25 protein-coding genes are annotated in these 23703 nt (G+C 63.9%); 11 read left to right on the top strand and 14 right to left on the bottom strand.

The genetic code is table 11. The features are described 5' to 3' along the window. Positions 1-797: 797 nt before the first annotated feature. Both dusA and tal read left to right on the top strand, forming a co-directional pair. Positions 798-1808, top strand: coding sequence for a tRNA dihydrouridine(20/20a) synthase DusA (dusA, locus tag K8U54_RS23115; RefSeq protein ID WP_249907997.1), 1011 nt, complete (start codon positions 798-800; stop codon positions 1806-1808). A gap of 92 nt (positions 1809-1900) precedes the next feature. After that, complete coding sequence (tal, locus tag K8U54_RS23110) at positions 1901-2827, top strand: transaldolase (protein ID WP_249907996.1); 927 nt, start codon at positions 1901-1903, stop codon at positions 2825-2827. A 60-nt stretch (positions 2828-2887) separates the two neighbouring features. Here the strand turns inward: tal and rssC are convergent, their stop codons facing one another. Both rssC and rssB read right to left on the bottom strand, forming a co-directional pair. Further along, entirely contained in the window at positions 2888-3373 is a 486-nt protein-coding gene (rssC, locus tag K8U54_RS23105) for an anti-sigma factor antagonist RssC (RefSeq protein WP_074888670.1), read from the bottom strand. A gap of 8 nt (positions 3374-3381) precedes the next feature. Next, a complete protein-coding gene (gene rssB / locus K8U54_RS23100; protein WP_249907995.1) occupies positions 3382-4566 on the bottom strand; it encodes a two-component system response regulator RssB in 1185 nt (394 codons plus the stop codon). A 210-nt stretch (positions 4567-4776) separates the two neighbouring features. Between rssB and K8U54_RS23095 the strand changes: the two genes are divergently transcribed. Next, complete coding sequence (locus tag K8U54_RS23095) at positions 4777-5076, top strand: PilZ domain-containing protein (RefSeq protein WP_249907994.1); 300 nt, start codon at positions 4777-4779, stop codon at positions 5074-5076. 83 nt (positions 5077-5159) lie between these two features. On the opposite strand, the gene K8U54_RS23090 is transcribed toward K8U54_RS23095, so the two are convergent. Next, entirely contained in the window at positions 5160-5861 is a 702-nt protein-coding gene (locus K8U54_RS23090; protein WP_249907993.1) for an MlaA family lipoprotein, read from the bottom strand. Between the two features lie 199 nt (positions 5862-6060). Between K8U54_RS23090 and K8U54_RS23085 the strand changes: the two genes are divergently transcribed. Together K8U54_RS23085 and K8U54_RS23080 are read left to right on the top strand one after the other, a co-directional pair. Further along, a complete protein-coding gene (locus K8U54_RS23085; RefSeq protein ID WP_249907992.1) occupies positions 6061-6738 on the top strand; it encodes an HAD family phosphatase in 678 nt (225 codons plus the stop codon). 98 nt (positions 6739-6836) lie between these two features. Beyond that, positions 6837-7103, top strand: coding sequence for a DUF4404 family protein (locus K8U54_RS23080; protein ID WP_070888129.1), 267 nt, complete (start codon positions 6837-6839; stop codon positions 7101-7103). A gap of 90 nt (positions 7104-7193) precedes the next feature. On the opposite strand, the gene queF is transcribed toward K8U54_RS23080, so the two are convergent. The 4 genes from queF to K8U54_RS23060 form a co-directional block, all read right to left on the bottom strand. After that, on the bottom strand, positions 7194-8021 hold the full coding sequence (gene queF / locus K8U54_RS23075; RefSeq protein ID WP_249907991.1) for an NADPH-dependent 7-cyano-7-deazaguanine reductase QueF: 828 nt from the start codon (positions 8019-8021) through the stop codon (positions 7194-7196). 65 nt (positions 8022-8086) lie between these two features. Beyond that, complete coding sequence (pyrF, locus tag K8U54_RS23070; protein ID WP_249907990.1) at positions 8087-8785, bottom strand: orotidine-5'-phosphate decarboxylase; 699 nt, start codon at positions 8783-8785, stop codon at positions 8087-8089. 72 nt (positions 8786-8857) lie between these two features. Continuing rightward, a complete protein-coding gene (locus tag K8U54_RS23065; RefSeq protein ID WP_249907989.1) occupies positions 8858-10066 on the bottom strand; it encodes a winged helix-turn-helix domain-containing protein in 1209 nt (402 codons plus the stop codon). Between the two features lie 69 nt (positions 10067-10135). After that, positions 10136-10342 (bottom strand): DUF1127 domain-containing protein, encoded by a 207-nt coding sequence (locus tag K8U54_RS23060; RefSeq protein ID WP_249907988.1) that lies wholly within the window; start codon positions 10340-10342, stop codon positions 10136-10138. A gap of 97 nt (positions 10343-10439) precedes the next feature. Here K8U54_RS23060 and K8U54_RS23055 point away from each other — a divergent pair, with 97 nt between their 5' ends. Next, positions 10440-11294, top strand: coding sequence for a LysR substrate-binding domain-containing protein (locus K8U54_RS23055; RefSeq protein WP_249907987.1), 855 nt, complete (start codon positions 10440-10442; stop codon positions 11292-11294). On the opposite strand, the gene K8U54_RS23050 is transcribed toward K8U54_RS23055, so the two are convergent. After that, entirely contained in the window at positions 11284-12039 is a 756-nt protein-coding gene (locus K8U54_RS23050) for a sulfite exporter TauE/SafE family protein (RefSeq protein WP_249907986.1), read from the bottom strand. The two genes, K8U54_RS23055 and K8U54_RS23050, sit on opposite strands and share 11 nt — an antisense overlap. A 107-nt stretch (positions 12040-12146) precedes the next feature. On the opposite strand from K8U54_RS23050, the gene K8U54_RS23045 reads away from it, so the two are divergent. Continuing rightward, positions 12147-13112 carry a LysR family transcriptional regulator gene (locus K8U54_RS23045; RefSeq protein ID WP_249907985.1) on the top strand — a complete coding sequence of 322 codons (966 nt, stop codon included), beginning with the start codon at positions 12147-12149 and terminating at the stop codon, positions 13110-13112. A 45-nt stretch (positions 13113-13157) separates the two neighbouring features. Here K8U54_RS23045 and exaC read toward each other — a convergent pair whose 3' ends face one another. Continuing rightward, complete coding sequence (exaC, locus tag K8U54_RS23040; RefSeq protein WP_249907984.1) at positions 13158-14678, bottom strand: acetaldehyde dehydrogenase ExaC; 1521 nt, start codon at positions 14676-14678, stop codon at positions 13158-13160. A 298-nt stretch (positions 14679-14976) separates the two neighbouring features. Between exaC and K8U54_RS23035 the strand changes: the two genes are divergently transcribed. Together K8U54_RS23035 and mqo are read left to right on the top strand one after the other, a co-directional pair. Beyond that, entirely contained in the window at positions 14977-15399 is a 423-nt protein-coding gene (locus K8U54_RS23035) for a hypothetical protein (RefSeq protein ID WP_249907983.1), read from the top strand. A gap of 332 nt (positions 15400-15731) precedes the next feature. Continuing rightward, on the top strand, positions 15732-17351 hold the full coding sequence (mqo, locus tag K8U54_RS23030; RefSeq protein ID WP_249907982.1) for a malate dehydrogenase (quinone): 1620 nt from the start codon (positions 15732-15734) through the stop codon (positions 17349-17351). Between the two features lie 91 nt (positions 17352-17442). Here mqo and K8U54_RS23025 read toward each other — a convergent pair whose 3' ends face one another. Beyond that, positions 17443-18171: an amidotransferase gene (locus tag K8U54_RS23025; protein WP_249907981.1), complete on the bottom strand. Its 729-nt coding sequence runs from the start codon at positions 18169-18171 to the stop codon at positions 17443-17445. A gap of 190 nt (positions 18172-18361) precedes the next feature. Between K8U54_RS23025 and K8U54_RS23020 the strand changes: the two genes are divergently transcribed. Continuing rightward, a complete protein-coding gene (locus tag K8U54_RS23020; protein WP_249907980.1) occupies positions 18362-18532 on the top strand; it encodes a hypothetical protein in 171 nt (56 codons plus the stop codon). A gap of 81 nt (positions 18533-18613) precedes the next feature. Then, positions 18614-18880 carry a PepSY domain-containing protein gene (locus K8U54_RS23015; protein WP_249907979.1) on the top strand — a complete coding sequence of 89 codons (267 nt, stop codon included), beginning with the start codon at positions 18614-18616 and terminating at the stop codon, positions 18878-18880. Between the two features lie 406 nt (positions 18881-19286). On the opposite strand, the gene K8U54_RS23010 is transcribed toward K8U54_RS23015, so the two are convergent. The 4 genes from K8U54_RS23010 to K8U54_RS22995 form a co-directional block, all read right to left on the bottom strand. Next, complete coding sequence (locus K8U54_RS23010) at positions 19287-20174, bottom strand: AEC family transporter (protein WP_249907978.1); 888 nt, start codon at positions 20172-20174, stop codon at positions 19287-19289. A gap of 100 nt (positions 20175-20274) precedes the next feature. Beyond that, on the bottom strand, positions 20275-21072 hold the full coding sequence (locus K8U54_RS23005; protein ID WP_249907977.1) for a transglutaminase family protein: 798 nt from the start codon (positions 21070-21072) through the stop codon (positions 20275-20277). Further along, on the bottom strand, positions 21069-22019 hold the full coding sequence (locus K8U54_RS23000; protein ID WP_249907976.1) for an alpha-E domain-containing protein: 951 nt from the start codon (positions 22017-22019) through the stop codon (positions 21069-21071). The genes K8U54_RS23005 and K8U54_RS23000 overlap by 4 nt, the downstream gene beginning before the upstream one ends. 3 nt (positions 22020-22022) lie before the next feature. Next, positions 22023-23432, bottom strand: a complete 1410-nt coding sequence (locus K8U54_RS22995; protein ID WP_249907975.1) for a circularly permuted type 2 ATP-grasp protein — start codon at positions 23430-23432, stop codon at positions 22023-22025. Between the last annotated feature and the right edge of the window lie 271 nt (positions 23433-23703).

The raw sequence follows: 23703 nt of genomic DNA, 5'->3' as shown, positions 1-23703 counted from the left end.
GCGCAACGCCCGGCATCAACGAGCTCATGCATCCTCCCCCAAGCATAACGCCGGCTGCCAGCCCACTTCCCGGCCATCTGCGCCACTCCCCGGTGAGCGAAACAGGCATCGGCCTCAGCGCTTTGATGACGCGCCACGGGTTGCCGAAACGCTGCGCTTGCGAGCAGAAGGACGACGGCCAGAGGAACCAGGACAGGGTTGAAAGAGCCCAGCGCTAGCGCTGGGCTTCAGGAATTCAGCTGCAACATCGAACAATCGACTCTGTCATCGCCTTGCCGGTCATCGTCAGGCGTACCCTGGCCGTCTGCAGGCGGCGTTGAATCGCCGTCATGCTCTGCTTCCGATTTGACGGCATCCTGCTCCTGCTTCGAACCATGCCCCTGCGTCGAGCTGTTAACGGATGGCCCTTGATAGGGTGCTGCCGGGCCGTTCTTGTCTTCCACTGTCAGGCGCAGAGCGTCTGCGCGTATTAGATTGGTTGAAACCGGCGGCGCGAAGTGCCCGCCGTTCGACAAACGGCCAGGCAAGCGTATCTGCCCCCGCCCCCGGCGCCGAGAAGCCATTGCCCCTGGCTGCTGGCCTTGAGCGCAGCAGGCCATTTCGATCGCAGGGGCAGCTTTCTTGGTAAACTGACCTCACGGCGCAGCCGAATTCACACTCGTTACCCAACCCAGACCATGGCGTTACCGCCCCGCTCGCCACTCATGCCGGCGAATGTTTGCATCTGCCACCTTCCTGATGCCCCAGGCTAAAAACGGCAGCCCAGCCTTATTAAGCATCGAACAGACTTGAGCAAAATGCCCCCAGAATTATCCTCACTGCCCGCCGATACCGGCCACGCGCTATCCCGCCGCTTCTCCGTGGCGCCGATGATGGATTGGACAGACCACCACTGCAGGTACTTCCTGCGCCAGCTGTCGCAGCACGCGCTGCTCTATACCGAGATGGTCACCACCGGCGCGTTGCTGCATGGCGATACCCAGCGGTTTCTGCACTACGACCAGGCCGAGCATCCCCTGGCGCTGCAATTGGGCGGCAGCAACCCGGCCGACCTGGCGGCCTGTGCACGGCTTGCCGAGCAGGCGGGCTACGACGAGGTGAACCTCAACGTCGGCTGCCCCAGTGACCGGGTGCAGAACAACATGATCGGCGCCTGCCTGATGGCCCATCCGGCGCTGGTGGCCGAGTGCGTCAAGGCGATGCGCGATGCGGTGAGCATCCCCGTCACCGTCAAGCACCGCATCGGTATCGACGGGCGCGACAGCTACGCAGAGCTCTGCGATTTCGTCGGCCAGGTGCGCGATGCCGGCTGTCGCAGCTTTACCGTGCATGCACGCATCGCCATTCTCTCGGGTCTGTCGCCGAAGGAAAACCGCGAGATTCCGCCGCTGCGCTACGATATCGCCGCGCAATTGAAGCAGGACTTTCCTGATCTCGAATTGGTCCTCAATGGCGGCATCAAGACGCTCGAGGCATGCAGGCAGCACCTGCAGACCTTCGACGGGGTGATGCTCGGCCGCGAGGCCTACCACAATCCGTATCTGCTGGCGGAGGTCGACGGGCAACTGTTCGGCAGCGAACGCCAGCCAGTCAGTCGGCACCAGGCGATGCTGGTCATGCGCCCTTATATCGAGCGGCATATGGCCGCTGGCGGCCTGATGCACCACGTCACGCGCCATATGCTGGGCCTTGCCCAGGGCTTCCCCGGGGCGCGGCGCTTCCGTCAATTATTGTCTGCAGACATCCACAAGAGCGACCAGCCGCTGGCCATTTTCGACCAGGCGGCCGAGCTGCTGCAGGGCCGCTGAGGCAGCACGGCCGCTCAACGGCCGTGCCACCAGTTGAGCGGCAACCGAGGCTCAGGTAAGGTCGTGACACCCCGAATCGACAAGGCCGTGACATGACCTCCAAGCTGGATCAACTCAAGCAGTTCACCACCGTGGTTGCCGACACCGGCGACATCGACGCCATCGCCCGCCTCAAGCCGGTCGACGCCACCACCAACCCGTCCCTGCTGCTCAAGGCCGCCGCGCTGCCCCGCTACGCCGACCTGCTCAAGCAGGCGGTGGCGGTCAGCAAGGGTGATGTAGACCTGGCCAGTGACCGTTTTGGCGTGACCGTGGGCCGGGAAATCCTGCAGGTGATCCCCGGGCGCATTTCCACCGAGGTGGATGCGCGCCTGTCCTTCGACACCCAGGCCACCCTGAGCCGTGCCAAGCGCCTGGTCGAGCTGTATGAAGAAGCCGGCGTGAGCCGCGAGCGCATCCTGATCAAGATCGCCTCGACCTGGGAAGGCATCCGCGCCGCCGAGCAGCTGGAAAAATCCGGCGTGCAGACCAACCTCACCCTGCTGTTCTCCTTCGCCCAGGCCCGTGCCTGCGCCGATGCCGGCGCCTTCCTGATCTCGCCGTTCGTGGGGCGAATCTACGACTGGTACAAGAAGGCCGAAGGCCGTGACTACGTGGGCGCGGAAGACCCTGGGGTGCAGTCGGTGGCGCGCATCTACGACTACTACAAGGCCCAGGGCCACAAGACCGTGGTGATGGGCGCAAGCTTCCGCAATATCGGCCAGATCGAACAGCTGGCTGGCTGCGACCGCCTGACCATCAGCCCCGAGCTGCTGCAGCAACTGGCCGACGACAACGGCACCCTGGAGCGCAAGCTCGATACCGAGGTGTCCGGGCAGAGTGAAGCGCGCATCAGTGAAACCCAGTTCCGCTGGGACATGAACGAAGACGCCATGGCCACCGAAAAACTCGCCGAGGGCATCCGTCAGTTCGCCCGCGATCAGGAAAAACTGGAAAAGCTGCTCGCCGCCAACAGCTGACCCTGAAATGCAAAACGGGGCGCCGATGCTGTCGGCGCCCCGTTTTTTTATGGCCGGGCTTCAGGGATGCTGTTCGAGGGCACTGACCAGGTCATGGAAGGCCGCGCGGTTCGACTCGTTCAGGCCCATCAGGATGCGATGCGCCTCCAGCACGTGGGCGCGCACCACGTCTTCCGATTGATCCTGGGACGGCAGGTCGGCCAGGCAATTCGGGCACTCGTAGGGCTGGTCGATGATGTTGAACACCTGATCGAAGCCCATCGATTGCAACAGCCGCGTGATGTCGGCGTGGGTGGTCACCACGGTCGGCAACAGGCCCACCTTCTGTCGTGACAGAATCGACAGCTTGGCCAGCAGCCCCAGGGTGGTGCTGTCGATGCTGCGCGTTTCCGTCAGGTCGATGACGATGGCGGAGAAGTTCAGCGCAGTGAAAATCTTCTCGATCGTGGAATCCAGAGCCGAACACAGGGTCAGGCGCACTTCGCCGATGAACTTGAGGACGAAGGTACCATCCTGCTCGGCGAACTGGATTCTACCGGGGCTTATCCCAGGATTCATGCAAGGTTCCTGCTTAACACCAGCAAGGCGATATCATCCGGCATCTCCGCCAGATTGGCCAGTCCAAACACGCTACGCAACCCGTCCAGGGTTCCACCTGCCTGGCTGACCAGCTTGGGCAGCAAGGCTTCTTTTTCCTGCAGATTGTCGCCGTCGAGCAAATCGAGAATGCCGTCGGACAGCAAGGTCAGGCTGAATGATTCGGGAAGGTCGATTTCCAGGTTGTGGTAATCGGCCTCCTTGAACAGGCCGACCGGCAGGCCGCGGCCTTCCAGGTAATAGGCCTGGCCACCGGTGTACATCACCGGTAGCGGCAAGTGGCCGCCGATGCTGTAGGTCAGCCGGTTGGATGCTTCGTCGATCACCCCACCGAGCATGGTCACGTGCTTGCCCAGCTTGCAGTTGATCAGGCCGCGGTTGATATGGCTGAGCACGTCCGACGGCTTGAACTCGGGCAGCATGCCGTTGCGCCGCGACTCGTAGAGCAGGCGCGTGGTCATGAACTTGAGCAGCACGGTGACGAAGGCCGACGAGGCGCCGTGGCCGGAAACGTCCGCCAGGTAGAACGCCACGCGGCGCTCGTCGACCCGGAAGTAGTCGACGAAATCACCGGACAGGTACAGCGAGGGGATGATCTGGTGGGCGAACGACAGCCCCTCGTCTTCCCAGGGGGTGACCGGCAGCATGTTCATCTGCACCTGGCGCCCGGCGTTCTGGTCTTCCTGCAGCAGGTGCAGGCTGGCCTGCAGCTCGCGGTTGGCGGTTTCCAGCTTCTCGCGGTAGCGCTCGTTCTCCTGGCGCAGGTGCACGCGATCCAGCGCACGACGCACCGAGTGCTCGAGCACGGCCAGGTCCTCGAGGGGCTTGATCAGGTAATCGGCCGCGCCAAGGCGTAGCGCCTCCACCACATCGGTCATCACCCCGGCGCCGGAGACCACGATGATCGGCGCGGAGACTTCCAGCGCGTTGATACGGCGGATCAGTTCGAGACCATCGACCTGGGGCATGCGCAGGTCGCAAATGACCAGATCGGGCCGTTCGCGCTCGAACACTTCGAGACCTTGCAGGCCGTTGCTGGCCAGCAGGATGTTGAAGCCGCTGTCTTCCAAGTAGGCTGCAATGCTGGCGCGGACGACTTCGTCATCATCGATCAGCAGCAATGTGGCACTGGTTTTGTGCATGGGGTTTCCAGGCAAACTGCGCCGGGGATGGTTAGCGTAAACGCAGCCAACGACCTGCGCGGGTACACGGTTCGCGTCAAGGCGCAGACGGTACTCCCATCCTCAGCGCGATTCAACAGGCGCCGTTAGCCGCCGAGCAGCTTTACACCTCAAATGGGCGGGGGTTATAAGAATCGCAGCACAGCCCCGACCTACAATGAGGATAGCCCGATGAGTCAGAATGATCGTGATTACACGGAAAAGCGCGATTACATTCGCATGCGCCTGGAGACCCAGGTAACGCTCACTCATGGCGGCCAGAGCGTTCCTGCGTTGTGCCGGGACCTGTCGAGCACCGGCATGCAGCTCGAAGCGCAATGTCAGGCGAAGGTGGGTGACAGGGTGAGCGTGCTGATTCCGTCCACTCACGATTCGCTCAAGGGGTTGGAAACCGACGCGGAAGTGGTACGCGTAACGGATCTGGGTGATGGCCGGCAGGTTCTCGGCGTCGCCGTGACCTCGATGAACTGAAACACCGGGTTACGTGATGGAGCCAGCCTCCATCACGCCTCGCTCAGGCCGTTCGGCCACCAGGCAACCGCCCTCCCCGATTCCTAGAAATCGTCTTCCACATCGCCATCGCGCACGCGAAATTCGCGGTTCTGCAGATAGGCATTGCGGATGAAGATGTACTTGTCGCCGCTGATCATGCGCTCGGCGTCCAGCAGGCTGGCACGGGTATCGACGATATTGACCCCGCGGGTGACGTTGCGCGTCGGCACATGGTCCATGTAGGGATAGGGCGTCAGGAAGCTGTCCGGGATCCTGGCCGGCGCGTCGCGCAGCGAGCTTGGGCCGAGCAGCGGCAGCACCAGATACGGGCCGCTCTGCACGCCCCAGACGCCCAGGGTCTGGCCGAAGTCTTCATCGCTGCGTTGCAGGCCCATGTTGCTCGCCACGTCGAACAAGCCCAGCACACCGATGGTAGTGTTGAGCAACAGGCGGCTGGTGTCCACGCCGGCGTCGTGCGCCTTGCCCTGGAGGAGATTGTTGGCCAGGTTGCCGACATCGCCGACGTTGCGGAATACATTGTGCACACCGGTTTCCAGGAACTGCGGTGTCACCGCCCGGTACCCCTGGGCCAGTGGCTTGAGGGCGTAGGTATCGACGGTATCGTTGAAGCGAAAGACGGGACGGTTGAACGACTCCCAGGGGTCTTCCGTTGCCGCCTGGCCTGCCAGCGGCAGTACCATCAAGCCGGCACAGGCCAGCATCCGACCGAGGCTTGCGATCCAATCGGGTCCAATCAAGCGCATTGCTGTTCTCCTAGGCTAATGAGCGCGGCCTGTCCGGCGGCAGCGGCGTAGTATAAAGCCGTCCGCCGCCAATAGGCAGCGCACCGCGACATCCGGGAGCCGCCACAGGCGACCGCAGGTCTGGAGAGTGCGCCGCGTCACGTCTTCGTCATATTGACTTGGCAAGGTTGCAGCGATAATCGCCAGGGATCGACATCGCATGCCTCAGCCAGCCTTTTGCGCCGCCTCATCCTCCTTCACGGCCATCCTGTTCGGCCTGTCCGGCTGCCTGGTGGATTTCGGCGCACGCAGTGCGTCCTTGAGCGGCCAGCGCCACCTGGCCCTGGTGCGCGAAGGCGGCAGTCCGGCTCGTCATGCCGTCGCCAGCCTGGAGCTGGACGGCTGCGCCGAACCGACCCCCGGCGCGCTGAGCACCCTGCGCAGCCTGCATGAACAGCAGGTGCCCTGCGCCTGGCTGGATGAACTGCCAGAGGCCTTGACCCAGAGACTGGCCAGCCGTCTGCCCGACTGGCTGGCAGCCTCCCCGAACTGCACCCAGCGTACCTGGCCCGCACCGGATGCCTGCTGGCACGCCCTGGCGGCGCTGCAGATCGAGCGCCTGGAAGGCTGCGTGCTGGTCAGCGGCGAGCCGCGCCTCGTGCAGGCCGGCCTGAATGCCGGGTTATGGACCGTGGGCCTCGCCGCCTGCGGCTCACTGGCAGGCCATACACTGGCTGACTGGCAGCTGCTCGACGAACTGCAACGCGAGCGCCTGCGCGCTGACGCCACGCTGGCGCTCTACCGGCTCGGCGCCCATTCGGTAATCGACCAGCTTACCGACCTGCCCGCCTGCCTCGACCACCTGCAGATTCGCCGCAGCAAGGGCGAGAAGCCCTGAGCCAGCACGCTTGCGTCGGGCCTGGACAAGCAAGAAGTACTGACCTTTCGTCGCGCCCCATGGTCAATTGTCTTGCCTATCAAGAGAGGGAGAATCCCATGCCTGCGAACCATCTGCAGCAGCAACTGGAAGAGCTGCGCAAGCAACTGGTCGAACATCCGCCAGAAAACGAAGAAGATCGCGAGTCGCTCGAGCTGATCGCCCGCGACATCGAGCTGCAACTGGCGGCGCAACCGGTGACCACGCCTGATGCCTCGCTGGTCGATGGGGTCAATCTGGCGGTGGAACGTTTCGAAGTGAGCCACCCGAATCTCGCCGCGAGCCTTCGCAACATCATGCAGACCCTGGCCAATATCGGGATCTGACCCAGGCGCCGCGCAAACGAAACCAGCCATCAGGCTGGTTTTTTAAGCACGGCCTTTCTGACCGGGCCGCGTGGGTGATGGAGGATGCGCCTATTGCCTGACCAGACGCCGGTTCGCCGGCACCTCGGCCAGCGTGGTGCGGTACGGGTTGATATCCAGGCCGCCGCGGCGCACGTAGCGCGCGTAGACGGTCAGATACTCGGGCTGCAGGCATTTCTGCAGATCCAGGAAAATCCGTTCCACGCACTGCTCGTGAAAATCCGCGTGCTGGCGGAAGCTCACCAGATAGGCCAACAGGCTTGCCGGGGCCAGCGCCGCGCCGCGGTACTCGACCACCACACTGCCCCAGTCCGGCTGGCCGGTGACCGGGCAGTTGGACTTCAGCAGATGGCTGTGCAGGCGTTGCTCGACGATCCGCGTCGGATCGCAGTCGAGCAGCTCCGGCTGTGGCGCGGTGTAGTTGCTGATGCTGACATCCAGATCGTCGATACAGCTACCCGGCAACGCCGTCAGCCCTTCCCGGGCGGCTTCGTCCAGGCTGCGCACGCGCACCGCCACCGGCTTGCCGGCGGTAGCCGAAAGGTCTTTCTCCAGCACGGAGACCAGTGCCTGCGCAGTGGCGAACACCGACTGGTTCAACGAGTTGAGGTACAGCTTGAACGACTTGGACTCGATGATATTCGGAGAGTCGGCGGGAACCGCGAACTCGCCAATGGCCACCACCGGCTTGCCGGAGGGCAGCAGCCAGGACAGCTCGAAGCAATTCCAGTAATCCACGCCGCGGTAGGGCAGCGCCTCGGCGCTCAAGCCCAGCTCGGCCCACTTGGTGGCACGGGGAATGGGAAACAGCAGTTCGGGCGAGTAGGTCGCGATGTACTCGCTGCTCTTGCCCAGCGGCGAATGTTCCACGGAATTCATGAGGCGTTACCTGCAGTGCAACGGGTGCGCCGGCGAGCGGCGCCGCACGTAAATGAAGGGGCTGATCAGCCCAGCTCGGCGACCAGCTTGGCCAGCGCAGCGGCAGGATCGGCCGCCTGGCTGATCGGGCGGCCGATCACCAGGTAATCGGACCCGGCATCCAGTGCCTGGCGTGGGGTGAGAATACGGCGTTGATCGTCCTGGGCGCTGCCGGCCGGGCGAATGCCTGGCGTTACCAGCTGCAGCGCCGGCTGCGCGGCCTTGAGTGCCGGCGCTTCGAGGGCCGAACAGACCAGGCCGTCCATGCCGGCCCTTTGTGCCAGGGCAGCCAGGCGCAGCACCTGCTCCTGGGGCTCGATATCCAGACCGATACCGGCCAGGTCCTCGCGCTCCATGCTGGTCAGCACCGTGACACCGATCAGCAGCGGCACCGGGCCGTTGAACCTGTCCAGCACCTCGCGGCAGGCGCTCATCATGCGCAGGCCGCCGGAGCAGTGCACGTTGACCATCCATACGCCCATTTCCGCGGCGGCCTTGACGGCCATGGCCGTGGTATTGGGGATGTCGTGGAATTTCAGGTCGAGAAACACCTCGAAGCCGCGGTCACGCAGGGTGGCGACGATGTCCGATGCGCAGCTGGTGAACAGTTCCTTGCCCACCTTCACCCGGCACAGTTTCGGATCGAGCTGATCGGCCAGAGCCAGTGCCCCCTCCCGGGTCGGGAAATCCAGGGCGACGATGATGGGGGTCTGACAAACGGACATGGGGTAACTCTCGAGCGGGCCAAATTCGCCGCGCATTGTAGCGCAAGCGATTGCCGATGGGGGTTGCGGCGATTAGAACTGCGCCGCCAGGCGCAAGCCTTCGCCACGCTGGCAGGCGATGCGGATGGCACTCAGGCCCAGCCAGTCGGCCAGGCGCCTTACCGCGCCTGCCAGCGCCGCGATGCCGTCCTCGTCCAACCCGGGGTGCTCCTCATGCACCCCATGGATCGCCAGGCAGCCCTGGCTCCGCTCGGCACGCACGTCCAGCCGCGCGACGATCCGCTCGCCGAACAGAAACGGCAGCACGTAGTAGCCATACACGCGCTGGTGTTGTGGGGTGTAGATTTCCAGCCGATAGCGGAAATCGAACAGCCGCTCGGTCCGCGAGCGCTCCCAGATAAGCGAATCGAAGGGCGACAGCAGCGTGCAGGCCGCCACCCGACGCGGCACTTTCAAGGGCGCGACGCAGTACGCCGGCTGCGCCCAGCCCTGCACGCGGACAAGGCTCAAGGCGCCATCCTCGAGCAGCTCCTGCAAGCGTGCCCGGCAGTCACCCGGCTGCAGACGAAAGTAATCGCGCAGGTCTCGCTCGGTCGCCACGCCCAGCGCCCTGGCCGCCTGCAGCACCAGCGAACGTTGTGCATCGGCCTCGCCAAGCTGCTGTGCCAGCAGGGATGCCGGCAGCACCCGCTCCGGCAGATCGTATAGCCGCTCGAAGCCGCGACGACCGGCTACCGTCACTTCACCTGCGGCGAACAGCCATTCCAGTGCCTGCTTTTGCGCCGTCCACCCCCACCAGGGGCTGCTGCGCGAGCGCTCCCCGGCCAGGCTGCCGGCGCCCAGTGCGCCGCGTTCTACGACCGCCTGCAGCACCTCGCGAATCAACGGTTGCTGCTCGCGCCCCAGCGCTGCCAGCGCCTTGTAGATCCCGCGCCCCTCCTTCGCTCGCTGCATGCGCCAGCGCAGCAGCGGGTAATAGTCGAATGGCAGCAGGGAGGCCTCATGCCCCCAGTATTCGAACAGCGTGCGCTGCCGGCCCTTGCTCCAGGCGGCCAGCTGCAACAACTGCGGATCGTAGTGGCCGAGGCGTGAATACAGGGGCAGGTAATGCGAGCGCACCACGGCATTCACCGAGTCGATCTGCAGCAGGCCCAGCCGCTCGATCACGCCATTGACCGCGCGGCTGCCAGGCGGCCCCGATCGCGGGCGCGGCACGAACCCTTGCGCGGCAAGCACCGCGCGCCGTGCCTGGGCGGCAGACAAGCTGGCGGTGATCGACATGGCTGCACCCAACGACGAATGAAAAAAATACGGTAACCCATCGCGCCGAATCGACCAACCGCAGGCCGCCTACTTGCACAGCGGGTCGTCCCAGAACGGCCGCTGTATCTCTTTGAACACCTCACTGCGGTTGAGCCCCAGGTCCTTCAACGCCGCGTCGCTGAGTGACGCCAGCTGCTGCCAACGGCGCACCCGTGCGACACGATTTTTCAACCAGCCGACAAGACTCAGGGGCTGACGCTGACCGGCCAGTTCGACACATAGCTGATGATCCATCTGTTCTTCCTCCTGAAGGGATGGATTTCAGTGTCGGCCCAGGGATAAGATCAATCCAACGAATGTTTCTTATGCGATACATCTCGGAGATTGATGAATGGCGCAGGCCCCTACTATCGACAGCGAATTGCTGCGCACCTTTGTCGCGATAGCCGATTACGGTGGCTTCACCCGGGCCGCTGACGCGGTCAACCGCACGCAGTCGGCGGTGAGCATGCAGATGAAGCGCCTCGAGGACGATGTGATCGGCCGGCCGTTGTTTCAGCGTGAGGGCCGCCAGCTCAGCCTGACCGCCGAGGGCGAAATGCTGCTGGGCTATGCCAGGCGCATTCTTCAGCTGCACACCGAGGCGCTCAACATTCTGTGCCAACCCGACATGGTCGGTACCCTGCGCATCGGCACGCCGGATGACTACGTGATGCGTTTCATGCAGGGCATCCTGATCCGCTTCGCCCAGGCCTATCCGCTGGTTCAGGTAGAGCTGCACTGCGAACCCTCGTTCGCCCTGTTGCAGCGCCGCGACCTGGATCTGACCATCGTCACGCGCGAGCCCGGTTCGGAGATCGGTGAGTTGCTGCGCCAGGAACATCTGGTCTGGGCCCAGGCCTCGACGGCCAATCTGCACGAGGCCGATCCGCTGCCGCTGGCGATGTTCAACACCCAGTGTTTTTGCCGTACCTGGGCCTGTAACGCACTGGAGGCGCAGTCGCGCAGCTACCGAATCGCCTACAGCAGCCCGAGCCTGTCGGCGATCATGGCAGCTGTCAGCGCCGGGCTGGCGATCACCGCCCAGCTGCGCAGCCTGATCACCGCCGACCTGCGCATTCTCGGCCACGCTGAAGGCATGCCGGAACTGCCGATGGCCAGCGTGATGCTGCTGCGCAACGAGCGCACCCGTTCACCGGCCAGCGAGGCGCTGGCCGAACAGATTCTCGAAGGCTTCAGGCTTTGAGGCCCAGCACCAACGCGCAGACCAGCAGGAACGCGGTAAACAGCACGCGTAACTGGCGCTCCGGCAGGGCATGAGCCAGGCGTACGCCCCAGCTGATGCTGAGCAGCCCGCCGATCGCCAAAGGAATGGCCAACGCCCACTGCACGTGGTCATGCAGGGCGTAGGTAGCCAAGGTCACCCCGGTGCTGGGTGCTGCCAGTGCCAACGACAAACCTTGTGCCACCACCTGGGAGGTGCCGAATACGCTGGTGAGAATCGGGGTGGCGATCACCGCGCCGCCGACACCGAACAGCCCGCCCAGCAAGCCCGAGCCACTGCCCAGCACGCTCAGCCACGGCCAGGGATGGCGCAACTGGCCCGACGCCGCCGGTGAACGCAGGAACATGCGCAGCAGGTTGTAGAACGCCAGGGCGATTAGAAAGCCCACGAAGGCCAGGCGCATCGACTCGGGGTCGAGATTGACCGCCCAGCTCGCCCCGAACAATGCAAACACGAAGCTGCTCAGGGCCAGGGCCAGGGCATGGCGCAGGTCGATGCGATTGCGCTGGTGATAACGCCACAGCGCCAGCAACACATTGGGCACCACCATCACCAGTGCCGTGCCCTGGGCAAGTTGCTGATCCAGCCCGAACAACACGCCCAGTGCCGGAATCGCGATCAGACCGCCGCCAATTCCGAACAGCCCCCCAAGGGTGCCAAGTGCCAGGCCGAGCAGGATATTCAGGGCAAACGCGAGCAGATCCATGGTTCATCTCGTTCAAACAGGGTGAGCGCATGCTACCCATCACCCGCTGGATGGGTAACGCACAGCCCGGCATAATGGCTATGCAAAATGCGCACAACGAGCCCTGCATGAATCCCGATGCCCTGACCGACCAGCTCAGCCTGTTTCTCGACGTACTGGAGAGCGGCAGCTTTTCCGCCGCCGCCAGGCTGCATCCGCTCACGCCGTCGGCCGTGTCACGGCGCATCGATGCCCTGGAACGCTCCCTCGATTGCAGCCTGTTCAGCCGCAGCACCCATGCGGTGCGCGCCACCCCGGCCGGGCTGGCATTCGCCGAACGGGCCCGGCGGATTCTCGCCGAATTGCACCTGGCGCGTGCCGAGGCGGTGTCGTTGAGCAGCGCCCCGGAGGGGCTGATCCGCATCGACGCCCCTGCGCCGTTTGGTCGTCGTCACCTGGCGCCGGCGATTGCCGACTTTCTCACTGCCTATCCAGGGCTGGACGTGCAACTCAGGCTGATCGACAGCTTTATCGATCTGCATGGCACCCATTTGGGCGAAGTGGATCTGGTGCTGCGCATCGGCCCCCTGGCCGATACCCGCCTGGTGGCGACGCCGCTGGCGCCGATGGTCCGCGTGGTGTGCGCCAGCCCGGCCTACCTGGAACGCCGGGGTGTGCCGCGAACCCCGGCAGAACTGCTGGAGCACGATGGACTGGACTGGGATGGCCTCGCCCCCGCCTACGCCTGGCGCTTCGAGAACGGGGGCAAGCTGGCGGTGTACCGCCCTCGCCGCCTGCGCATGACCGCCAACAATGCCGAGACCCTGGTGTTCAGCGTGCTGGCGGGCCTGGGCGTGGCGCATTTGCCGACCTGGCTGGTCAGCGAATACCTGGTGCGTGGCGAACTGGTGGCGCTGTTCTGCGATAACGGCCTGCCGGCGCCGGAGCCCAGCGGCATCTACGCGCTGCGCCTGGAGCGCGACACCGACTCACGCAGCCGCCTGCTGCTGGAGTTCCTGAAAAACCGCTTCGGCCCCATTCCCCCCTGGGATTTGCCGCTGCAAGGCGCCTTGCAGCGCGGCGCCGGCAACTAAAAGAAAACGCGGCCGAGGCCGCGTTTTCCGTAACGCCTGGGCGCTTTAGAAGAAGCCCAGCGGATGGATGTCGTAGCTGATCAGCAGGTTCTTGGTCTGCTGATAGTGGTCGAGCATCATCTTGTGGGTTTCGCGCCCGACCCCGGACTTCTTGTAGCCGCCAAAGGCAGCGTGCGCCGGGTACAGGTGGTAGCAGTTGGTCCAGACGCGGCCGGCCTTGATGCCGCGGCCCATGCGGTAGGCGCGGTTGATGTCGCGCGTCCACACGCCGGCGCCCAGGCCGAACTCGGTGTCGTTGGCGATGGCCAGGGCTTCGGCTTCGTCCTTGAAGGTGGTCACGCCGACCACCGGGCCGAAGATTTCCTCCTGGAACACACGCATGGTGTTGGTGCCCTTGAGCAGGGTCGGCTGGATGTAATAGCCGCCGGCCAGATCACCCTCGAGCTTCTCGGTGGCGCCGCCGGCCAGCAGCTCGGCGCCTTCCTGCTGGGCGATCTCCAGGTAGGAGAGGATCTTGTCGTACTGCTGCTGCGAGGCCTGGGCGCCGACCATGGTGTCGGTGTCCAGCGGGTTGCCGCGCTTGATGGCCTTGATCTTCTTCATCACCTCGTTCATGAACGGTTCGAATATCGACTCCTGCACCAGCGCCCGGGACGGGCAGGTGCACACCTCGCCCTGGTTGAAGAAGGCCAGCACCAGCCCTTCGGCGGCCTTTTCGATAAACGCCGGCTCGGCGTTCATGATGTCTTCGAAGAAGATGTTCGGGCTCTTGCCGCCCAGCTCCACGGTGCTCGGGATGATATTGGCGGCGGCGCATTTCATGATGTGCGAGCCCACCGGCGTGGAGCCGGTAAAGGCGATCTTGGCGATGCGGGTGCTGGTGGCCAGGGCCTCGCCGGCTTCACGGCCATAACCCTGGACGATATTGAGCACGCCCGCTGGCAGCAGGTCGCCGATGATCTCGGCCAGCAGGGTGATCGACAGCGGCGTCTGCTCGGCGGGTTTCAACACCACGCAGTTGCCCGCCGCCAGGGCCGGCGCCAGCTTCCAGGCGGCCATCAGCAGCGGGAAGTTCCAGGGGATGATCTGCCCGACCACGCCCAGGGGCTCGTGGAAGTGGTAGGAGGCGGTGTGCTCGTTGATTTCCGCCGAGGTGCCTTCCTGGGCGCGGATGCAGCCGGCAAAGTAGCGGAAGTGGTCGGCAGCCAGGGGCACGTCGGCATTCAGGGTCTCGCGCACCGCCTTGCCGTTGTCCCAGGTCTCGGCCACGGCCAGCAGCTCGAGGTTGGCCTCGATGCGGTCGGCGATCTTCAAGAGGATCAGCGCGCGCTCCTGCACCGACGCCTTGCCCCAGGCCTCGGCAGCGGCATGGGCGGCGTCCAGGGCCTTGTCGATGTCCTTGGCGTCGGAGCGTGGGAATTCACCGATGGCCGAGGCATCCACCGGGCTGGTGTTGGTGAAGTACTGACCGCCCACCGGCGCGACGAACTCGCCGCCGATGTAGTTGCCGTAGCGCGATTTCAGGGTAACGACGGCGCCTGCGGTACCGGGTTTGGCATAGATCATGTGAACGACCTCTTTGTTGTTGAGACCTGTCCTCTGAGGCCAGAGAACGGCCGGGGTTCGATTCTGCAGAGTCGACAGCCCGCCGCCTGCCACCGAATCGCCGTCAACCGGCATGGCAGAGCCCGCGGCTGCCGAGCTGCTATCAGGGTAGACCCCTTCCCTGATTTTCGCCGCCGGCGCGTCCAGCCTCGGCATCGGGCCTCCATTCAGCCGCTGCGCGGTCCTGCGGGAAGATTCCCTGAACATTGCCAGAGCATGGGCAGTCACCTGATCACACGGCAACCCTCTGGAGACGGTCATGAACAAACTCACGGGATTGGCGCTGCTGCTCGCAGCTTCGCTCAGCGCTGGCGTACAGGCAGATGACAACGGCATGTCGTTGCAACAGCAACGCGACAGAATCGGCGACGAAATGGTTCGTGAGCGCACCGGCGCACCGCCTGCCAGCGAAAGCGGCACGGGCCAGGCGATGGATCCCCAACAGCAGCCTGGGCAGCAGGCGCCCCGCAGCACCCTCAACTCCCCCGCCAGGCGGAACGACGCGGGGCAGCGGCCGGCAGAACAGAATCTTCAACGTCAGCCCTCCTCCACCACGCCGGGAGCCGGCCCCCAGGGCGGCTCTGCTCCACAAACGGGTTCGCCTGGCGGTTCCACTGCTCCGGCTACGCCGGGCACCGGGGGCGGCAGCCAGGGCACTGGTGGTGCGGTGATGAGCAATTAGGCGAGAACCCGCCACCCACGGAGCGCTATACAGCGATTCAGAGGCGGGATTTCGCCACCCACTCACAGAAACGTCATAGGGAAATTGATACAGATCACTAGCTCAGTGATGGCCAAGGATTTAGGCATGCATATTGCTTTTCGGGGCCAGCCTGCGACGAAAGCGCGCACATGAAAGGTAAATGCCCGGCGCTTCAAAAAATCACCGGGACTGATCGGTTTCGCAGAACGAAACCTGGCCGCATGCAACAGGCGCTGCCACTCCATCATCCGGAGCGGCACCAACGTCGGTCTTGCGGCCATGCAATTACATCACTGGAAATGGTCTGTCTAATGAAGAAACTCCTGCTGTCCCTACTGTGCTTGAGTGCGCTCGGCTGCGCCAAGCAACCCGAACCGGAAAAATCCGTGGACGTCCTGCTGATCGGCGGGGGCATCATGAGTGCGAGCCTCGGCACCTACCTCAACGAGCTGGAGCCAACCTGGAAAATCGACCTGTACGAGCGCCTGCCCGAGGTCGCCAGCGAGAGCTCCAACGCCTGGAATAACGCCGGTACCGGTCACTCGGCGCTCGCCGAGCTGAACTACACACCGGAAAAGGCCGACGGCACCATCGACATCAGCAAGGCCGTGGCGATCAACGAATCGTTCGAGATCTCCAAGCAGTTCTGGGCCTACCAGGTCGACCAGGGCGTGCTGAAAAACCCGAAGTCCTTCATCAACAACGTTTCGCACATGAGTTTCGTGTGGGGCGACAAGAACACCGAGTTCCTGAAGAAGCGCTATGACGCCCTGCAGCACAGCTCGCTGTTCCGCAACATGGAGTTTTCCGACGACCCCGCTCAGATCCAGGAGTGGATCCCGCTGGTGATGGAAGGCCGCGAGCCCGGCCAGAAAATCGCCGCGACTCGGGTACAGACAGGCACCGATGTCAATTTCGGTGAAATCACCAACCAGTTGCTGAACAACCTGTCGCAGAAAAAGGACGTGTTCAATGTCCATGTGCAGCAGGAAGTACGCGATATCACTCGCGCCGACGACGGCACCTGGAACGTCACCATGGCCGACCTGGCCAACGGCGACAAGCTGAGCACCGTCAATGCCAAGTTCGTGTTCATCGGTGCAGGCGGCGGCGCGCTCAAGCTGCTGCAGAAATCCGGCATTCCGGAAGCGGAAGGCTACGCCGGCTTCCCGGTTGGCGGCTCGTTCCTGGTTACCCGTAACCCGGAAATCGCCGCCAGGCACCAGGCCAAGGTGTATGGTCTGGCATCGGTAGGCTCGCCACCCATGTCGGTTCCGCACCTGGATACCCGGGTGATCGATGGCGAGAAAGTCATCCTGTTCGGGCCGTTTGCCACCTTCTCCACCAAGTTCCTGAAAAAGGGTTCGCTGCTGGACATGTTCGGCACCATCACCACCCACAACATTTCGCCGATGATCAATGCGGGTATCGACAACTTCTCGCTCAGCACCTACCTGATCGGCCAACTGATGCTCAGCCAGGAAGACCGCATGCACTCGCTGCGCGAATACTTCCCCGAAGCGCAGGACAAGGACTGGGAACTGATCCAGGCCGGCCAGCGCGTGCAGATCATCAAGAAGGATCCCGAGAAAGGCGGCATCCTGCAGTTCGGCACCGAAGTGGTCAGTTCCGAGGACGGCTCCATCGCCGCACTGCTGGGTGCCTCGCCAGGCGCCTCCACTGCCGCGCCGATCATGCTTCACCTGATGGAGCGTACCTTCAAGGACAAGATCAATACGCCCGAGTGGCAGGCCAAGCTGAAAGAGATCATCCCCTCCTACGGCCAGACCCTGAACAACAACCTGGAGCTGACCAACAAGACCCGCGCCTGGAGCAGCGAGCGTCTGCAGCTGACTTTCGTCGAGGTCAAGCCGGAACAGCCCCAGGCCGAAGATGCCCCGCAAGCAGAGGCTGCAGCCGAAGCGCTGTAAGCATGTCGGCAGGCGCCTCCACGCAAGGCGCCATGCCGGAACGGAAAACGGCCCGCAAGGGCCGTTTTTTTATGCGCCGCTTTTGGGGCGATCAGGCCGGCTGAGCCGCCTTGCCATGGGCCACGAAGCGCAGCATCCACTCGCCAACGGTACGCCCGTGGTGATCCTGGTTCAGGGTATCGACCGCTGCACGGTAGGTGGCTTCGCCGATGTGCTGCTGACGAATGTCCAGCAACGCGCGGGAATACTCGGGCACGAACTCGGGGTGGCCCTGGAAGCACAGCACCTGGTCACCGATGCGGTAGGCCGCATGGGCACAGAACGGGCTGGTGGCCAGCAGCGTGGCGTTTTCCGGCAACCGGGTGACCTGATCCTGATGGCTGATCAACAGCGTCAATTCATCCAGTGCCGGCGTCATCCAGTCCGGCTGTTCGGTCAGTTGGTAGCGATGGACGCCCACGCCCCAACCGCCACTGGCGCGCTCGGCCTTGCCGCCGAGCAGCAGGGCCAGCAACTGGTGACCAAAGCAGATGCCCAGCAACTTGTCGCCCGCCCTATAGCGTTCGAGCAGATAGCGCTTGAGCGTTTCGATCCAGGGATCGGTGGCGAACGAATCGGCCTTGCTGCCGGTGACCAGGTACGCATCGAAGCGCGCTTCGCTGGGCGGGTAGTCGCCCTGCATCACGTTGAATACATGGAAGCTGGCTGCAATGGCCTGGCCAGTGAAGAGACGTTCGAACATCTTGCCGTAGCCCTGGTACTGGTCGACCAGCTCGGGGCGCAGGATGTCGGTTTCCAGAATGCAGATCTGCAGCGACATGACGGTACCTGAAAAAATGATGGAGCAGTCAAAGCCTGCCTTGGCGGCTCCATCAAGGCAAGAGGCATGCCGCTATTGGAGTCATCAGCCGATTCGATAACCGCCATAAGCAGCATTTACTTCTGCGCCCGCGCCAGCGGACCGATGATTGGCCAATCGGCCCCCGGGGCCACCGACGAGCGCAAACGCCATGCACAGCCAGACCATTCGATACGCACGCAACGGTGCCCTGGGCGCCATCGGCCTTTACCTGGCTATCGCCCTGCCCCTGCTGGCAGCGAGCATGCAGCACCCGGCTCTGTCCTCTGCGACGGCGAGCCAGGCAGCAGCGCCTGCACCGAACCAGGGCAGTTTTACCTGAACCCGAAGCGAAGCGTCAGACTCCAAATCTGCAGTGCCTGAATTCGGGCGCGTTCATTCCAACCAGTAAAGGAGTTCCACGATGCTCAAGAAGACCCTGACTGCCCTCACCGCCGCTGCCGCCATGAGCGCCGGCTTCGCCATGGCCGACCGCCCGGGCGCCGACTGGATCAGCATCGAGCAGGCGCTGAACAGCGCCAAGCAGGCCGGTTTCACCCAGATCCACAAGATCGAGGCGGACGACGCCGGCTACTGGGAAGGTGAAGGCACCAAGCAGGACAACCGCCTTTACGAATTCCGCGTGGATGGCAAGAGCGGCAAGGTCATTCGTGAGCAGTTGGACAATTGATCGACCAGCCAGGAGAACCGGCCCAAGTGGCCGGTTTTTTTATGGTGGTGAAAAGGTCCGGACGAACGGTCAGTGGCTGTCGGCAATGCGTTGCGAGCCCCATAGCGTCTGGCGCCGGGGCTATACGCAAGCGCGAAAGGGTTCCATATCCTTGCAGATGCCCTCTCGCATTTCGTTAGAAACAAGCGATCTAAAAAACCCAGCCGCTCCCTCTACAGTCAATACATACGCCGTCGGGTTTTGCCGAGGCACTGGGGACGAAGCGGTAATCACGGCCCATCACAACAATCAAAAGGCGAACGGCCATGTTCAACAAACCGAAATTCCGCCAGGCGGGGCTGATTCTCTTTGCCACCGCCGTCTTGCTGATTCTTCCCAACCTGAGCCGCATGATCGGCTAGGCCGCTCAGTTGACCCGCGGCATCCACCACGCCAGGATCAGCGGCAACCAGGCGATCGCCAGGAGCGTCGAGCACATCACCAGGCTGGCGACCTGTTCGGGTGAGCGATTGGCGCGCACCGCGAACAGATAGTTGAACACCGCCACCGGCATGGCCGACTGTACCACCAGCACGGCGTGGGTCAGCGGCTCCAGCCCCATCGCCGCGCCGATGCCCCAGCCGACGCCCGCCCCCAGAACGATACGCAGCGCGCCCAGCACCAGCCCGGAGCCCAGGTGGTGCAGGCGGATACTGGCCAGCGAAACGCCCAGGGTCAGCAGCATCAGCGGAATGGTCATGCCACCCACCAGACCGACGGTATTGGCCAGCCAGCGCGGCAGTTGCAGGTCCATGAAAATCATCGGCAGCGCCAGCAACAGGCTGACCAGAATCGGGTTGCGCAGCAAATCCTTGATGGAAGCGGCATTGCCCGACAGGGCGATGCCGACGCTGAACTGCATGATCGACAGGGTCAGGAAAAAGGCCACGGCCAGTGCCAGGCCATGCTCGCCAAAGGCATACAGGCTGATGGGCAGGCCCATATTGCCGGTATTGGGAAACAGGAACGCCGGGACCAGTACCTTCCACTGCTGGCGGAACAAACGGCTGAACAGCGCCCCGAATAGGCCCATGCAGGCGGTTACCAGTACGCAGCCCAGGGCCATGCTGGTAAATGCCTTGGGATCGATATCCGCACGACTCAGGGTGGCCAGCACCAGGCTCGGCGTACCGATGGTCAATACCAGGCGGGCGATGAAATCGGTGGGATAGGCCTGACCGCTACGGGCCCAGGCATAGCCGACGCCGGAGACGATGATCACCGGCGCCAATACAGCAAACAACTCGGCCAGCATGGCCTCCCCCTTCGGGCAAAGCGGCCATGCTAGAAGCCATCCCCCCATGACCGCAAGCCATGCCGGGATGGCGCCGACCAGGGACGAAGATGCCCGTGGATCACTGCACCTGTACGCTGATCAGTGGCTCGACGTCGACCCGCGCCATCATCCGCTCGCTACCACCGCCGCGGCGCATGCCGCGTACCGGGCAGGCATCCAGGTAATCCAGGCCGATCGCCAGCTTCAGATGCCGCTCGGGCCGGGCCAGGCAGTTGGTCACGTCGAAGCTGTACCAGGCGCCGTCCAGCCAGGCTTCGGCCCAGGCATGGCTGGCCAGGTGATCCTGGTTGTCGGCGACCAGATAGCCGGATACGTAACGCGCCGGGATGCCCAGGCTGCGCGTGCAGGCGATGAACGCATGGGCGTGGTCCTGACAAACGCCCTGACGCCCGGCGAAGGCTTCGGCCGCGCTGGTCTCCACGGCGGTCGAACCGGGCTGATAGCGGATATGCGCATTGAGGCCGTGCATCAGGTCGATCAGCGCATGGCGATCGCGACGCTGGGCGCACTGCGTCCAGGCGAAGTCGCGCAACGCCGCATCGGCATCGGTCAGCCGGGTGAAGCGCAGGAACGGCAGCGCCGATTGGCTTTCGTGCTCGGCATCGCTCGACTCGTCGATCTCCACCAGGCCCCGGGCGCCGATGACGATCGACTCGTGGGGCTCGTCCAGGGTCAGCACGTGGAGGATGTTGCCGTAGGGGTCACGCTGTGCGCGAACGGGCCGCGGCAAATCCAGCTGCCAGTCGAGTATCTGCTGGCGGGCGCTGTCGTGGGGCGTGAGGCGCAGGTACTGGATGCTGGCCCGCACCTGATCCTCGTAGTGATAGGTGGTGTTGTGACGGATGGACAGTCTCATGCGACCTCCAGATAGGACGTGTGGATGGCGCTGCCGAGCTCGTGAATCTGCTCGATGAACTCGGTCAGCCAGACGTGCAGCCCTTCCTCCAGCACTTCATCGATGCTGGTGTAGCGCAGCCGCGCATTGAGTTCGGCCGCCAGGCGCTGCGCGGGTCGACCGTTGTCGCCGGGCAGGCCGGCGAGCATCTGGTACAGCTCGTCCATGCACGCGCTCAGCGAGCGCGGCACCTCGCCGCGCAGCAGCAGCAATTCCGAGACCTTGCGGGCGCCCGGCGAGCCTCGATAGACCTCGGCAAAGGCCTCGAACGACGACAGTGCGCGCAGCAAGGCGCTCCACTGGTAGTAGCTGTGGGCGGGCCGGCCATCGGCATCGTCGACGTCCTCGCCGAGCAGCTCGTAGCGTGAGTCGAGCAGGCGCAAGGTATTGTCGGCGCGCTCGATGAAGGTACCCAGGCGAATGAAACGGTAGGCCTCGCCGCGCACGATGGTACCGAAGGTGGCGCCGCGAAACAGGTGGGAGCGCTCCTTGACCCACTCGCAGAAACGGCTGATGCCATAACGGCCCAGGCCCTGCTCGGCGATGCCGCGGATCTCCAGCCAGGTGGCATTGATGTTTTCCCACATGTCGGCGGTGATGCGTCCGCGCACGGCGTGGGCATTGCTGCGCGCCGCGCCCAGGCAGCTGTAGATGCTCGCCGGGTTCTGCGCGTCCAGGGCGAAGAAATGCAGGATGCGCTCGGCGTGCAGCGCACCGTGGCGTTGCTGGTAATCCTCCAGGGTGCCGGTGATCAGCAGCGGCATCGCCAGTTCGTCGAGGCCGTCACGGCGCCCGTCCTGGGGCATCAGCGACAGCGAGTAGCTGACGTCCAGCATGCGTGCCAGGTTTTCCGCACGTTCCAGGTAGCGGGACATCCAGTACAGATCGGAGGCGGTTCTACTCAACATGTCTCAGTCCTCCACCACCCAGGTGTCCTTGGTACCGCCGCCTTGCGACGAATTGACCACCAGCGAGCCTTCGCGCAGCGCCACCCGGGTCAGGCCGCCCGGCACGATGCGCGTTTCCTTGCCGGACAGCACGAAGGGACGCAGGTCGATGTGGCGCGGCGCGATGCCGTTCTCGACGAACGTCGGGCAGGTCGACAGGCACAGGGTCGGCTGGGCGATATAGGCTCCCGGCCGGGCGATCAGGCGCAGGCGAAAGGCCTCGATCTCCGCATTGCTGGCCGCCGGGCCGACCAGCATGCCGTAGCCGCCCGAGCCCTGGGTTTCCTTGACCACCAGGTCCTTGAGGTTGGCCAGCACGTGGGACAGCTCCGCCGGCTTGCGGCATTGCCAGGTCGGCACGTTCTTGAGAATCGGCTCCTCGTCCAGGTAGAAGCGGATCATCTCGCCGACATAGGGGTAGATCGACTTGTCGTCCGCCACCCCGGTACCGATGGCATTGGCCAGCACCACGTTGCCCGAGCGATAGGTCGACAACAGCCCGGGCACGCCGAGCATGGACTCCGGGTTGAAGGCCAGCGGATCGAGGAAGGCGTCGTCGAGGCGACGATAGACCACATCGACCTGCCTGGCCCCGGCGGTGGTACGCATGAACAGCTTGTCGTCGCGCACGAACAGATCGGCGCCCTCCACCAGCTCGACGCCCATCTCCCGGGCCAGGAAGGCATGTTCGAAATAGGCGCTGTTGAAGCGCCCGGGGGTCAGCACCACCACGGTCGGGTTGTCGAGCGGGCTGGCGCTCTTCAGGGTATCGAGCAGCAGGCTGGGGTAATGGTCGATGGGCGCGATGCGCTGGTTGGCGAACAGCTCGGGGAACAGGCGCATCATCATCTTGCGGTCTTCGAGCATGTAGCTCACGCCGCTGGGTGTACGCAGGTTGTCCTCGAGCACGTAATAGGTGCCGTCGCCGTCACGCACCAGGTCGACCCCGGCGATGTGCGCATAGAGGTCGCGGTGCAGGTCGAGGCCCTGCATCGCCAGCTGGTAACCCTCGTTGGCCAGCACCTGCTCGGCGGGGATCAGGCCGGCCTTGATGATGCGCTGGTCGTGGTACAGGTCGGCGAGGAACATGTTCAGCGCCTGCACGCGCTGGATGCAGCCACGCTCGACGATGCGCCACTCGCTGGCCGGGATGCTGCGCGGAATGATGTCGAAGGGAATCAGGCGCTCGGTGCCCTGGGCATCGCCATACAGGGTGAAGGTGATGCCGGCACGGTGGAAGAGCAGGTCCGCCTCACGGCGGCGCTGGTCGAGCAGATCCTGGGGGGTTTCCTGCAGCCAGCGGGAAAAGGCCTGATAATGGGTGCGGCAGCTACCGTCGGGCAGGTGCATTTCGTCGTAAAAGGTGCGGGTCATGCTGTACTCCTTGCAGCCCTGTTCGACCCGTACACTGCAAGCGCCGAGCCAGCGGTTTTATTCCTTTAATATCAATTACTTATTTTAAAACCGAACGCGCCTTGCACCATCTTGAAGCGCGAGCGACAGGCCCAGGCAAGGGCGTGCGCGATCCGCAGGCATCACGATCAATCAGGCTGGCGGGGGCATGGCTGCCCCCATGGAATCTCTGACAGGCGAGGCGGCAAAGGATTGCACTTTTCTGTCATGCCCTTTTGTCCAGAAATGTCGG

It is taken from the genome of Pseudomonas fulva (assembly GCF_023517795.1).
GTDB classification, from domain to species: Bacteria; Pseudomonadota; Gammaproteobacteria; order Pseudomonadales; family Pseudomonadaceae; genus Aquipseudomonas; species Aquipseudomonas fulva_D.
The sequence above is the reverse complement of the archived record's forward strand: the minus strand, read 5'-3'. Positions and strand labels throughout refer to the sequence as shown.